Origin of the sequence: Burkholderia lata (genome assembly GCF_902499025.1) — a bacterium.
Taxonomy (GTDB): domain Bacteria; phylum Pseudomonadota; class Gammaproteobacteria; order Burkholderiales; family Burkholderiaceae; genus Burkholderia; species Burkholderia lata_C.
In genome coordinates, this window is record NZ_CABVPW010000006.1 from 117147 (window position 1) to 129632 (window position 12486).

The 12486-nt window shown below is 64.6% G+C and carries 11 protein-coding genes; 4 read left to right on the forward strand and 7 right to left on the reverse strand.

The genetic code is table 11. The annotated features are described in order from the left end of the window. Positions 1–26: 26 nt before the first annotated feature. Positions 27–1541 carry an MDR family MFS transporter gene (locus BDI24065_RS08145; protein ID WP_175030780.1) on the reverse strand — a complete coding sequence of 505 codons (1515 nt, stop codon included), beginning with the start codon at positions 1539–1541 and terminating at the stop codon, positions 27–29. A gap of 231 nt (positions 1542–1772) precedes the next feature. Between BDI24065_RS08145 and BDI24065_RS08150 the strand changes: the two genes are divergently transcribed. Next, positions 1773–3332, forward strand: a complete 1560-nt coding sequence (locus BDI24065_RS08150; RefSeq protein ID WP_175030781.1) for a methyl-accepting chemotaxis protein — start codon at positions 1773–1775, stop codon at positions 3330–3332. 117 nt (positions 3333–3449) lie between these two features. Here the strand turns inward: BDI24065_RS08150 and BDI24065_RS08155 are convergent, their stop codons facing one another. The 5 genes from BDI24065_RS08155 to BDI24065_RS08175 form a co-directional block, all read right to left on the reverse strand. Further along, the gene (locus BDI24065_RS08155) at positions 3450–3653 is read right to left on the reverse strand and encodes a hypothetical protein (RefSeq protein WP_175030782.1); all 204 of its coding nucleotides are present in this window, start codon (positions 3651–3653) and stop codon (positions 3450–3452) included. A gap of 6 nt (positions 3654–3659) precedes the next feature. Continuing rightward, positions 3660–4064 (reverse strand): hypothetical protein, encoded by a 405-nt coding sequence (locus BDI24065_RS08160; RefSeq protein ID WP_175030783.1) that lies wholly within the window; start codon positions 4062–4064, stop codon positions 3660–3662. Then, complete coding sequence (locus BDI24065_RS08165; protein ID WP_175030784.1) at positions 4031–5251, reverse strand: DUF6402 family protein; 1221 nt, start codon at positions 5249–5251, stop codon at positions 4031–4033. Before BDI24065_RS08165 ends, BDI24065_RS08160 begins: the two co-directional genes overlap by 34 nt. 197 nt (positions 5252–5448) lie before the next feature. Further along, complete coding sequence (locus BDI24065_RS08170) at positions 5449–7116, reverse strand: ATP-binding domain-containing protein (protein ID WP_175030785.1); 1668 nt, start codon at positions 7114–7116, stop codon at positions 5449–5451. A 126-nt stretch (positions 7117–7242) separates the two neighbouring features. Continuing rightward, complete coding sequence (locus BDI24065_RS08175; protein WP_175030786.1) at positions 7243–8097, reverse strand: helix-turn-helix domain-containing protein; 855 nt, start codon at positions 8095–8097, stop codon at positions 7243–7245. A gap of 224 nt (positions 8098–8321) precedes the next feature. Between BDI24065_RS08175 and BDI24065_RS08180 the strand changes: the two genes are divergently transcribed. Together BDI24065_RS08180 and BDI24065_RS08185 are read left to right on the forward strand one after the other, a co-directional pair. Continuing rightward, positions 8322–9656: an NAD(P)/FAD-dependent oxidoreductase gene (locus tag BDI24065_RS08180; RefSeq protein ID WP_175030787.1), complete on the forward strand. Its 1335-nt coding sequence runs from the start codon at positions 8322–8324 to the stop codon at positions 9654–9656. Between the two features lie 82 nt (positions 9657–9738). Continuing rightward, positions 9739–10833, forward strand: a complete 1095-nt coding sequence (locus tag BDI24065_RS08185; RefSeq protein WP_175030788.1) for a potassium channel family protein — start codon at positions 9739–9741, stop codon at positions 10831–10833. Positions 10834–11158: 325 nt separating this feature from the next. On the opposite strand, the gene BDI24065_RS08190 is transcribed toward BDI24065_RS08185, so the two are convergent. Continuing rightward, positions 11159–11812, reverse strand: a complete 654-nt coding sequence (locus tag BDI24065_RS08190) for a TetR/AcrR family transcriptional regulator (RefSeq protein WP_175030789.1) — start codon at positions 11810–11812, stop codon at positions 11159–11161. Positions 11813–12145: 333 nt separating this feature from the next. Between BDI24065_RS08190 and BDI24065_RS08195 the strand changes: the two genes are divergently transcribed. Then, on the forward strand, positions 12146–12481 hold the full coding sequence (locus BDI24065_RS08195) for an H-NS histone family protein (RefSeq protein WP_254609707.1): 336 nt from the start codon (positions 12146–12148) through the stop codon (positions 12479–12481). Positions 12482–12486: the final 5 nt, after the last annotated feature.

A 12486-nucleotide genomic window follows, 5' to 3' on the forward strand; every position in this document is an offset into this window, starting at 1 on the left:
CGCTCGCGTCGCGATCCACGGGAGGCTCAGTTGTGCTTGCGCAGCGGCGCATCCTCGACGAACCACGCGAGCACGAACGCGATCGCGATGACCGTCGCCGCCGCCAGATACACGACATGCAGCGAGCCGGCGAACGCATGCAGGTACGCGTCGCGCACGGTATCCGGCAGTTGGTGCACGGCGGCCGGGCCGAGCGCGGGCGGCAACTCCGTGCCGGCCGGCAGCGCAGCCGTCACCCGCGCCTGCAGCCCGTGCGAGAACAGCGCGCCGAACGCCGCGACGCCGAGCGAGCCGCCGATCGAGCGGAACAGCGTCGCGCCCGACGTCGCGACGCCCATGTGCCGAAATTCGACCGTGTTCTGCACGGCGAGCGTGAGCACCGGCATCACCATGCCGAGCCCGATCCCGAGCAGCGCCATGTACGCATACATCGTGTGCAGCGGCGTATCGAGCGTCAGCGTCGACAGCAGCGCCATCGCGATGCCGCCGGTCAGCGTGCCCAGGATCGGGAACATCCGGTACGAGCCGAGCCGCGAGATCAGCCGGCCGCTGACGATCGACGTCACGAGCATCCCGCCCATCATCGGCAGCAGCTGCATCCCGGCCTGCGACGGCGTCGAGCCTTTCACGACCTGCAGGTAGAGCGGGATAAACGTGACCGAGCCGAACAACGCGATGCCGACCACGAAGCCGATCAGGCTGACCAGCACGAAGGTGCGATGGCGGAACAGCTCGAGCGGCATGATCGGTTCGGCCGCGAGTCGCTCTTCATAAATGAAGCCTCCGATCGCGACGACGCCGAGCACGAGCGTCATCCACAGTTGCGGCGACGTCCACGGCAGCAGCGAGCCGCCTTCGCTCGTGAACAGGATCACGCAGGTGAGGGCGGTGGCGAGGAACGCGGCGCCCATGTAGTCGATCCGGTGCTTCACGTGCGCGGTGTGCGGCCGGAACGCGACGCCGATCACCGCGAGCGCGAGAAAGCCGAGCGGCAGATTGATCGTGAAGATCCAGCGCCACGACAGGTGCTCGACCAGGAAGCCGCCGAGCAGCGGGCCGATGATCGTCGCGAGGCCGTACACGCCGCCGAACATCCCCTGGTAGCGCGCGCGGCGATCGGGCGGCACCAGATCGCCGATCGCGGCCATCGTGACGACCATCAGGCCGCCGCCGCCTAGCCCCTGCAGCGCGCGCAGCACGATCAGCTGCGTCATGTCCTGCGCGACGCCGCACAGCGCGGAGCCCGCGAGAAACAGCACGATCGCGGCCTGCAGCACGATCTTGCGGCCGTACAGGTCGCCGAGCTTGCCGTACAGCGGCAGCACGACGGTGGAGGAGAGCAGGTACGCGGTGACGACCCACGACAACTGGTCGAGCCCGCCGAGCTCGCCGACGATCGTCGGCAGCGCGGTCGACACGATCGTCTGGTCGAGGGCGGACAGCAGCATGACGAGCAGCAGCGCGGCGACGATCAGCCCGGTCGGCGCGTCGCGGCGGGCCGTTTCGGCGGCCGGCGGAGTGAGGAGGGTGTCGGTTGTCATTGATATATCTGCCATGGCAGGGAATTGTGTCGAACTATAGCCATGGATAATTGACTAGTCAATTTCTGCCCAGCCTCGATGTGTTGCAACCGTAACAGGAGATTGCCGGCCCGAAAAATTGACCGGGATCAGACGGAAAGCGGGGCCGGACTCAAGTTTTTTGCAGGCAAACCGTAATACAGAGTGCTGCGGACCGATTGCCGCGGCACTTTTCACCGCTCACGTCCCGTCATGAACCTGAACGCCCTGTTTTCCCGTTTCTCGATCCGTACGCGGATCTTCTCCACGCTCGGTCTCGTCGCCGTACTGCTCGTCGTATCGGGGCTGATCGGCCTCGCCGGCATGCAGAGCTCGAACCGCGCCCTCGACGAGGCTTATACGCAGCAACTGGCTGCGAAGACCGCGCTGTCGGCGGCCAGCCTGAACCTGACGATCGTGCGCACGACGCTCGATCGCGCGCTGCTGCATCCGGAAGCGCCGGAAGTGCCCGATCTCGTCAAGAAGGCCGAGAACTATCTCGCGAAGGCCGACACCGCGTGGCGCGGCTATGCGTCGATGCCGCACGACGGCGACGAAGGCCCGCTCGCGAGCCGCCTCGACGCCGCGCGCCAGGCGCTGATCGGGCAGGCACTGAAACCGATGATCGACGCGGTCCGCGAAGGCCGCCGCGACGAGGCCGACCGGCTGCTGATGTCGGTCGCACCGCCGCTGTCGGTCGCGCTTACGCAGGCGACCGATGCGCTCGATGCGTACCAGGTCGCGCGCGGCAAGGATGTCTACGACACCGCGCAGACCTATTACGGCTGGATGCGCGCGGGCGCGATCGCCGGTATCGCATTCGGCCTGGCCGCGTGCCTCGGCTGCGCGATCGGCCTGCATTACGCGATCACGCAGCCGGTGAACCGCCTGCTGTCGCACTTCCGCCGCCTGTCGGACGGCGACCTGACGTCGGAGGTGCGCTGGTCGTCGCGCGACGAGATGGCCGAGCTGGTCAAGGGCGTGACCGGCATGCAGCGCAGCCTTGCGGACACCGTGCGCCAGGTCAGCCAGGGTTCCGAAGCGATCTCGACGGCGACGCACCAGATCGCGGCCGGCAACACCGACCTGTCGCAGCGCACCGAGGAACAGGCATCCGCGCTGCAGGAGACGGCCGCGAGCATGGAACAGCTCACCGCGACCGTGAAGCAGAACGCGGACAATGCGATGGAGGCGCAGGCCTGCGCGGATACCGCGAGCGAGATCGCGATGCGCGGCGCGACGGTGGTCGGCGAGGTGATCGGTACGATGACCGAGATCGACCAGAGCTCGCAGAAGGTCGCCGACATCATCGGCACGATCGAGGGCATCGCGTTCCAGACCAACATCCTCGCGCTGAATGCGGCGGTCGAAGCCGCGCGCGCCGGCGAGCAGGGCCGCGGCTTCGCGGTGGTCGCGGGCGAGGTGCGCACGCTTGCGCAACGCTCGGCTTCCGCGGCGAAGGAAATCCGCACGCTGATCGGCGAATCGGTCGAGCGCGTCGCGACCGGCTCGCGGCTCGTCGGCACGGCCGGCGCGACGATGCAGGACATCCAGCAGGCGATTGGCCGCGTGACGGGCATCATGACCGAGATCGCGGCTGCGTCGAACGAGCAGCGTGACGGGATCGAGCAGGTGAACCGCGCAGTGTCGCAGATGGACCAGGTGTCGCAGCAGAACGCGGCGCTCGTCGAGCAGGCCGCGGCGGCTGCCGCGTCGCTGGAAGAGCAGGCCGACGGGCTGCGCCGCGCGGTGGGGGCGTTCCGGGTGGCTTGATCGATGGTGGGGGCGATTGAGACCAGTGCAACTGCCGACTGCGTCTGTCTTTCGCCCCCGCTGCAATTCATTCGCGACAGTGGCGCCTTGATTGTCACGACGCCGCTCGCGGGATTGTCAGACGTCAGGACCCGAGTCGAGCCGGATCGTCTCGCACAGTACCGCATCCTCTGCGCCACATGACGGCTCGAGTACGAACAATGCCTTTCGATCGGCGTCGACTCGACGGAATCGAAGCCGCAACTCCTGATCGGCCGGCCGATGGTCGATCGTGACGAGCTCGGCATCGTGGAAGGTCGGGATGCGGTCGGGCCTGATCATGCGTGCTCAAAAGAGGGGCAGTCTGGCGCGAAGCCAGTCCCACTTGGTTGGCGGAATTGAAAGCGACCTCATCACGTCACTCTTCGAATTGTCGTAGTAAATAATTGAATCCATGGCATCGATCAGATCTCGCTCGGATGCCGAGTTTGTGTAATACGAAAAATATCGCTGTGCCAGTAATTTTCCGCTGGCATCGAAAAATTGAAATTTTACCTCGGTTCCGTTCTTGATGTCGGCTCCGCACAGCTTTGCAAAATACGTGGTGCCATGGAATTCTTTGCTTCCACCATTTAATTCTTTTGTATAAAAATCGCAGCGCCCGTAGTTCGGTCGATTGAGGTGGAAAAACAAGCCGATGCCAATGTAAATAATAATGGCTAAGCCAATGTATCTGATGGCTCTAATCTGCATATCTCACCAAGTTTGAGTTCAATTGGCTTCTTCAGCTTCACGTAGGCCGGTTTTGAATATATCATGAGATCTCCGCCTCGATGATGCTTTTCTCGCCAGCGGCTGTGGTCTGCGTTGTAGATGGGGAAATAGACGTCCGGCTCCTTGAATTTCCCGAAAATACCTTTTCGTGTGTCAATCGGCTTGTTGATGCTCTTGGCCCAGATGTCGATGTCGGAGTCTCGTTTTGGTGAGCTTGATCCCGTAAGCAATGAGCCAGGTGCGATAATTACGCCGTGCTTGTTCCAGTGTCCCAAATATTGTCCGCCGTTGAACGAGTAGTTGTCTTTTATGTAGATGTACAAGTGAGTAATTTTCCCGACTGCGTCGGTGCAATAAATATTGCTCGTTTTTTCATATCTGAAGTATTTTTCACCAGAAATCTCAACGTTACCTATGGCGGCATAGATGTTGAAATTTGCCAGCGCACCCGTGAGGTCGGTCGGCGTCAGATTCTCCAGGGTATCCCAGTCACTTATTGCGGCAAACTGAAATTGCCAATCGATATGAAATTGAAGAGGATCCTTTGTTGATTGACTGGTGTTGAAGCTGAGGTTTGGTTCTCTTTTCTCCAGAAACCGTTTTTTGATTCGATTGAAAATCTTGGTTTTGGCCAGATCGATAGCTGCGTCTCGGTAAATGTCGCTTTTAAGAAGTTTTTCGTATTTCCTTTTGACGCTTCCGAATTTCAATGCCCAATCAAGAGTGACGGCTCGATCATTCAATGGTTGAATTGAAGTTGCGTCGTCATTGTAAGTATGCGCAGGGCTCGCGAACCAGATACGCGCAAGTTTGGCCGAAACCTTCCAGCCCAGATTGTCCATCGCAATCGGTACATCTTGAAGGTCGAAGAGCGGCGGGTTTTCGCAGACTTCGGCTTCTGGTGGCTCAGGTGGTTCCTTGACCATCGCCTGATCGGTTTTCGGCAATGGGTCGGAAGCAGAGCCCAGCCTGGGAGCACTCGGTGATTTGGCCGTTGGCTTGGGAGGAGGGGGCGGTGGCTTTTCCCCCGGTGCTAGTCGGTCGAGCGAAACGCCCTTCTGAGTCTCAAGCGGAATGCACCCTCTGGAGCCCTGATATTCTTTCAACTCCGATCCAAACAGCCCTTTCTGCGGCTTGTAGTACGGCACCTTCTTTACGTCGGCCATCGAATATCCCGTTCGCAGCGAATGGCCAGGCATCGTAACGACGTGCCGCACGGGGATAAACCATCAGGTGTCGCCGGAATCGCGAAGAAGGCGACCCGTTCAGGGTTTGGGGCGAAACGAAATGTGCCCGATTGTGTCGGCGCGTAATGTCGGGGATCCGGAGATCGTCCCCGTGCCGGACGAGCCGCTCTCCGGCGTCAACCTGCCTCAAGCTGCGCGGCCGCGCGTGACGACGCGACGATCAGCAGCTTCATCGTCGCACGCGTCGCGCCGACGAACAGCTTGCGCGCGGCCCGCGCGTCGAGCGTGTCGAAGTCGACCTCGGTGAGGATCACGCACGGCGCCGACTGGCCCTTGAAGCGGTAGATCGAATCGAGCAGCACGTCGCCTTCGCGATACGCCGGGTTGCCGAACAGGTCGTACTTGCCGGTGAAGCTCTTGAGCCGGTGCGGGCCGAGCTGGTCGAGCGGCGCGAGCACCGAGCCTTCGCGGCCGCGATACGACAGCACCGCGATGTCCTGCTTGCGGAAGCCGAGCGACAGTGCGTGCGTGATCGCCCGCTTGGTCGCATCGATACAGGCTTCGGCCAACCCGTCGCCCGACGCGCCTTCTCCGCCATACGACGACACCGACGGATCCGAACCGTCGAACGGGCTGCCCGAGCGCAGCTCGGCCGCCAGCGGCTCGACCCGGCCGACGATGTCGCGCACGAATTCGAGCAGGTCGCGCGGGCTGCGGTAGTTCGTGAGCGCCTTCAGCGTGACCCAGCCCGGCAGTGCGACGGGCTCGCGCATGTACAGGTTCTGCAGCGGATCTTCCAGCCACCACCATGCGCCTTCCGGCGCCAGCAAGCGCGCCAGTGCGGTCGCCCACGGCGCATGGAAATCCTGCCCTTCGTCGACCACCAGCACGTCGAAGCGCCAGCGCTCCGGAATCGGCGCTTCGGCGAAGCGCGCTTCGAGCCGCTCGAACTCGCCGGGCACCTGGAAGTCGGGCGTATAGCCGCTGTCGCGCGCGACCCAGTCGCACAGCTGGTGGTAGTTCGCGATCTTCGCGCCGGGCGGCGCGATGCGCGCGATGTAGTCGGCGAGCGGCCGGTTGAAACACACGTAGAGCACGCGCTTGCCGGCCGCGACGGCGTCGCGCATTGCCTGCACCGCGAGCTGCGTCTTGCCCGAGCCGGCCGTGCCGGTCACGCGCAGCCGGAACGGCGCGAATTCGAGCTGGCGCGCCCACGCGGCGAGCCCGCCCGACAGCCGCGTGACGAGCGTGCCGGCCTGCCCGACGAGCGCGCTCGTGTCGGGCGTGAGTGCGAGCTCGTCCGCGAGGAAATGGTGGAGTTTCGGTGCGTTTGGAAAGTGATCGTCGTCCTCGGGCAGGATCTGCAGGATCACCTGCGCGAGCTGCGCCTTGCGCGACGCGTCGACGATGCGGTCGGCCGCGACGCCGGCGATCGATGTGTCGCGGATCGAGTAGTCGGGGCAGTACAGCAGCGCCTCGACGCCGTAGACGCCCGCGCCGAGCGCGGCCGTCAGGCGCCGATGCAGCGTTTCCTGCGTGCGCGCGAGCTGGATCGGGACATTGCGTTCCTTCTGCAGATAGACCTTCACGAGCCCCTTCGGCGTTTCGCGCAGGAAACCGGCTTTCTGCTCGATCAGCAGCACGCGGCCGGCCGGGCTCACGACGACGAACGCGGCCTCGCCGAACACCGAGAACGCCTGGTCGGCGCGGGTCCAGTGCACGCCGTGATACACGGTGTAGCTGTCGGGCAGCGCGTGTTCCAGCGCGGCGAGCGTTTCGCGCTCGCGTTCGGCTGCGCCGGTTGCGGCGAGGCTTTTCCAGTCGTCGGGGATGAGGCGGGCCATGGCGTCGGGCGGCGGAAGCCGGCGTGGGCGTGAACGGGTGCGGCTATTGTACTGAGCTATGCACCGGTTCACGACCGCCGTGCCGCGCGGACGTGGGCCGTCCGGAGGAAGAGCGGCCGGGGGACGTTACCCGCGGGCGAGCCGCTTCGCGAGATCGGCGCTGAGGATCGCCATGCGCGCGGGTTTTTCGTAGCAGACGACGTCGAACGCGCGGATCACTTCGCTGATGTCGGCTTCGCTCGCGCGGCCGGTGAGCAGGTCGCCCGTCAGCACGAAGATCGGCGCGCCCGGGTTGTCGGACGTGCGCACGGCCTTGATCGCGGTGGCGGCGGTGCTGTCGTCGAACAGCCACTCGGTCAGGACCGCGTCGAACGCCTGGCCCTGCAGCGCGTCGACGAACGGCGCGAGGCCGTCGAATGCGGCGGTCGCGAAACCCTGGCGTTCGAGATAGCGGCACAGCTCGGTCGCGCTGACGCGATCGGGGTCGATCACCGCGACGACGAGCTTGTCGCTCTCGGCGCGGCGCGGATAGATCTCGATCTTGTGCACGTCGTACGCGTTCTGGTACAGCACGCCCGTGTGGCGCAGCACGCGCCAGCGGCCGTTTTGTTCATACGCGACGAATTCGGGGCGTGCACCGGCTTCGAGCGGCGCGCCGATCCATGCGGTGCACGGAATCTCGGCGACGCCCGCGTACAGTACGGCCTCCTGCGAATAGGCGCCGACCATGCCGGGGTCGAGCGTTTGCGCGCCGAACAGCTGGGCGGCGGGTTCGCCGTACGCTTCGGCGACTTTCTTGATCTGCGCGAGCGTCCAGGGGCTGCTGCCGCGCAGTTTGCGATGGCCTTGCGAGAAACTCAGGTCGAGGATGCGGCACAGCTCGGTGGTCTGCTGGCGCTTGCCGATGCCGTTGCGGCTCATCAGCTCGCGCACGCGCTCGGCAACCGCGAGGGAATCCGTGGTGATTGCTTCAGTGGTCATGCTACGGGAACGGATCGTGACGTTCAGAACGACGCCTTGCGGCAGTCTCGACGGACAGTCTTCATGACGTCCAGGGGCGAGCCGACCGGCCACGCGCGGAAAAGATAACTTTACCGCAAAATGGTCGTTATTCAGCGTCGTGAAAGGTGCGTTTGTGTGAAAGGTGTGTCACGACGTTACCAACGCTGCCCGTATCCGGATGCATTAACGCCTGACAGGAAACAATGACGACAACCTATCCGCTGCACGATGCCCTGACCCTCGCTGACACGCCATTCCCTGCCGAAGCCGACGTGGTGATCGCCGGCGCCGGCATCATGGGCTGCGCAGCCGCGTATTACCTGGGCCTGCGCGGCCTGAAGGCGGTCGTGCTCGACAAGTCGCGCATCGCCGGACAGCAGTCGACCCGTGCGTGGGGCTTCGTGCGGCAGCAGGGCCGCGAGTCTGCCGAGGTGCCGCTGATGATGGCCGGCATGCGGATCTGGGAAGAGTTAGAGGAAACGCTCGGTTTCGATCTCGAATGGCGGCAGGGTGGCTGTCTCTATATTGCGGACAACGAAACGGACTGGGCGTCGTTCAACGCTTGGCTCGCCGTCGCGCGCGAGCACGGGCTCGACACGCGCACGCTGACGCGCGCGCAGATCGACGAGCGCGTCAGCGGCCTTTCGCCGCAGGCACGCACGCTCGGCGGGCTGTACACCGCGACCGACGGGCAGGCCGAGCCGCGCCGCGTGGCCGCCGCGTTCGCCGCGCGTGCCGCCGAGGCGGGCGCGCGCTTCTTCGAGGGCTGTGGCGTGACCGCGATCGAGACGGCCGGCGGCGCGGTGGCCGGTGTCGTGACCGAGCGCGGCACGATCCGCACGCGGCGCGTGATCTGCGCGGCCGGCGCGACCAGCTTCAGGCTGCTCGACGGCGTCGGCATCCGGCTGCCGCAGCAGGCCGTGCGCGGCACCTGCATGCGCACCAATGTGGTGCCGCCGGTGTCGGCGTCGACGGTCTGGGGGCACGGCCTCGGCATCCGGCAGCGCAAGAACGGTGCGATCAATCTCGCCGACGACATGCAGGTCGACGTCGACCTGACGCTCGGCCACTTGCGCGGGTTGAGCGTGTTCTGGCCGGAGTTCTGGTCGCAGCGCGACAAATTCCGGCTGCACCTGAACGGGGCAGCATGGCGCGATACGCTTGCCCGCATCAACGGTGCGGCCGGGCCGATCGAGCCGCGCGATCCGCAGCCGCAGCCGAATCGCGCGCATGCGCCGCGTGCGCTCGCGAAACTCAAGACGATCTTCCCCGCGCTGAAGGACGCGCAGATCGTCGAGGCCTGGGCCGGCCTGATCGACGTGCTGCCCGACGGCATTCCGGTGATCGATGCGCCGGGCACGCCGTCCGGGCTCGCGATTGCGACGGGGTTCTGCGGCCACGGTTTCGCGATGGGGCCGATCGTCGGGCGGCTGCTTGCCGAATGGATCGACACGGGCGCGCCGTCGCTCGACCTGTCGGCGTTTCGCGCGCAGCGCTTCGTCGACGGGACGATGGTGCGGCCGCGCAGCATGCTGTAACGGATGAAGCGACGCGATGGCGTCGGCCGGTTGCGGCCGACCCATCGTAGAATCGAGCCCGCATCCTTCAGGAGATTCCCCGTTGGCTTCGCCCTCCGCCCAGCGCCGCTCATTGCGCTCACGCCTGCGTCGCGCCCGCAATCCGTGGCAGGCGCCGCGTGCGCGCACGCTGTTCACGCGTCCCGCGACGTCGCCGCGGCGCACGCTGCTGTTCCGCATCGGCGCGGTCGTGCTGCTGTGCACGCTCGCGTTCCTCGTGCTGTATCTCGATCGCGACGGCTTGCGCGATTCGACCAAGAGCACGCCGATGACCGTCGCCGATCTCGTGTACTTCACGATGGTTACCGTCGCGACGGTCGGCTACGGCGACATCGTGCCCGTCACCGCGCGGGCGCGCCTGATCGATGCGTTCTTCATCGTGCCGATCCGCATCGGCATCTGGTTCATTTTCCTGGGCACGGCGTATCAGTTCGTGATCCAGCGCGTCGTCGAGGAATTCCGCATGAAACGCCTGCAAAAGCAATTGTCCGATCACATCGTCGTCTGCGGTTATGGCCTGTCGGGCTCGATTGCGGTGCGCGAACTGCTCGAGAGCGGTGTCGATCCGGCGACGCTCATCGTGATCGATTCGCAGCAGCAGGCGATCGAGGCCGCGACGTCGCTCGGCGTGGCGGGCTTGCTCGGCGATCCCGCGCACGAAGATCTGCTGCAGCAGGCGCAGGTGCGTGAAGCGAAGGCCGTGATCATTTCGGTGACCGACGATCCGACCGCGATCCTGCTGACGCTGTCGGTGCGCAGCATCGCGCCCGACACGAAGATCGTCGTGCGGATCCAGGAGAACCTGTACCAGCGGCAACTGCGGCAGGCGGGCGCCGACGTGATCGTGTCGTCGACGAAGATCGGCGCGCTGCTGCTCGCGGATGCCGTGCATAGCCGCTACATCGTGCCGTTCGTGAACGACATGCTGTCGACGCGCGGCCGCGCGACGCTGCTGGAGCGCGAAGCGATGCCGCAAGAGGTCGGCTGCATGACGAACGTCGTGCCGGGCGCGATCGTCGTCGGGCTTGACCGGTGCGGGAAGATTTTTTCATTCTATGAAGATCCGCCGTGCAGGATCGAGAAAGGGGACACGCTGGTCGTGATCCAGTCGGCGCGCATTCCGGATCCGGATGTTTGAGCATCTGGTGTCGAGTGCAGGGTAGGTTTTTCAAACGCTTGCAGATGTCTTGTCGCGCGTGTGTCGATGTGCTCCTTGTCGTGCAGGCGCGATGCAGGCGATCAGCGTCAACCGAGTGTGACGGGCCGTCGGCACTTGATCGCACAACAGGACGGCGCACGGAAATCGCCGCCGTTTGCGCGCGCGTGGCGTGCATCGTTGGGTGATTTCCATACGCCATGAGCGGTCGAGCGCTACGGCGCCATGTCCTGCGCAATCTCCGCAATCTGCCGGCGCAGCCACCCGTATGCCGGATCGTCGTGCGTGCGCTCGTGCCAGATCATCGTCAGCGCAAACGGGGAGACGTCGAAGGTCGATCCACCGGTTCGGCCGTGGCCAGCAGGCTGCGCAGGAACACCATGATCATGTGCCCGATCGGCACCTCGGACAGGATCGACTGCTGCAGCGACAGCCCCTGCGAGAGCCCCATGAATGAAATGGCGAGGACGGCCGGCGATTCGGGCGGCACTTTCTTCAGCCGCGCGAAAATCTGTTCGATGCAATAGGCGAGGCCATCGCGGTGAGCGTCCAGCAACGGCTGCGACGCGATCGCGAAAGCGGGATTGCGCCGCCCCTGAAGCTTGAACTCGACGCCCAGCACCGACCACTCGGGCTCGGCATCGACGGTCCGCGACCAGACATCCAGCGCATTCAATATGTCCTCCCCGGACGCGGCGGGGTCGCTCAGTGCCCGGGCGATGTCGGCCACTTGCGTTTGTGAGCGCTCCCGCATCAGCTCGACGAACAATGCCTCCTTGCTCGCGAAATTCGAATAGAACGCGCCCTGCGTATAGCCGGCCTCGGCCGCGATGTCCCTGAGCGACGTGCCGCCGAACCCGCGGTCGACGAACAGCCGCTTCGCTGCGGCGAGCAAATGGGCGCGGGTCTGCTGTCGGCTTTCTTCGCGGCTCAGCCGCGGGGGAAGGGGGGCCATGTTCATGGCAGGCAGGATATCAGTTGATATTTAAGATAGATACCATTACGATCGCATTTCAAATATCACTTGATATTTGAAATGCAGGGCGCGATTGTGTCGCAAGACGTCAGCAGCGGGGATCCCCGGGCGGACGATCGGGGCGACGCGGGGGCGCGCACTGTGTGCCGGTGCGTGGCGGCGTGTCGTTGCCCGCGTGTCGCGTGCTTCGACGCGCCGACGCGAGGCGTTTGCCGATCGAGTGAATGCCGTCGTCGCCGGGCGTCGTGAAACAGTCAGTTAGTCATGCGAATCATGCGGATTCGCATGCAGATGCGGATGCGGGGCAGGATGCAGAAGATGAGCGCGAGCAAGACCTATGCACAGCTCGTAGTCGAGCTGGCCGAACTGGACGAGGAAATCGAGCGTGCACGCGCGCGCGAACGCGTCGATGCGATCGCGGCGGTCCACTCGTTGATGGATACCTATGCGATCAAGCATCGCGACCTGGTCGGCCGCAACGGCAGCCGGGGTGCGTACATCGTGAAAGTGCTGCCGGCGCGCTATCGCGATCCCGCGAGCGGAAAGGAGTGGAGCGGGCGCGGCAATGCGCCGCTCTGGATCAGGGGCAAGGATCGTCGTCAGTTCGTCATCGTCAAGCAGCCGTCCACGAGCAAGAAAACCAGAACCCGTTGACGGGC

Excerpts from the sequence above, each read along its gene's own strand:
- BDI24065_RS08145 (WP_175030780.1), bottom strand. The coding sequence starts at position 1,541 with ATGACAACCGACACCCTCCTCACTCCGCCGGCCGCCGAAACGGCCCGC.
- BDI24065_RS08150 (WP_175030781.1), top strand. The coding sequence starts at position 1,773 with ATGAACCTGAACGCCCTGTTTTCCCGTTTCTCGATCCGTACGCGGATC.
- BDI24065_RS08155 (WP_175030782.1), bottom strand. The coding sequence starts at position 3,653 with ATGATCAGGCCCGACCGCATCCCGACCTTCCACGATGCCGAGCTCGTC.
- BDI24065_RS08160 (WP_175030783.1), bottom strand. The coding sequence starts at position 4,064 with ATGCAGATTAGAGCCATCAGATACATTGGCTTAGCCATTATTATTTAC.
- BDI24065_RS08165 (WP_175030784.1), bottom strand. The coding sequence starts at position 5,251 with ATGGCCGACGTAAAGAAGGTGCCGTACTACAAGCCGCAGAAAGGGCTG.
- BDI24065_RS08170 (WP_175030785.1), bottom strand. The coding sequence starts at position 7,116 with ATGGCCCGCCTCATCCCCGACGACTGGAAAAGCCTCGCCGCAACCGGC.
- BDI24065_RS08175 (WP_175030786.1), bottom strand. The coding sequence starts at position 8,097 with ATGACCACTGAAGCAATCACCACGGATTCCCTCGCGGTTGCCGAGCGC.
- BDI24065_RS08180 (WP_175030787.1), top strand. The coding sequence starts at position 8,322 with ATGACGACAACCTATCCGCTGCACGATGCCCTGACCCTCGCTGACACG.
- BDI24065_RS08190 (WP_175030789.1), bottom strand. The coding sequence starts at position 11,812 with ATGAACATGGCCCCCCTTCCCCCGCGGCTGAGCCGCGAAGAAAGCCGA.
- BDI24065_RS08195 (WP_254609707.1), top strand. The coding sequence starts at position 12,146 with ATGAGCGCGAGCAAGACCTATGCACAGCTCGTAGTCGAGCTGGCCGAA.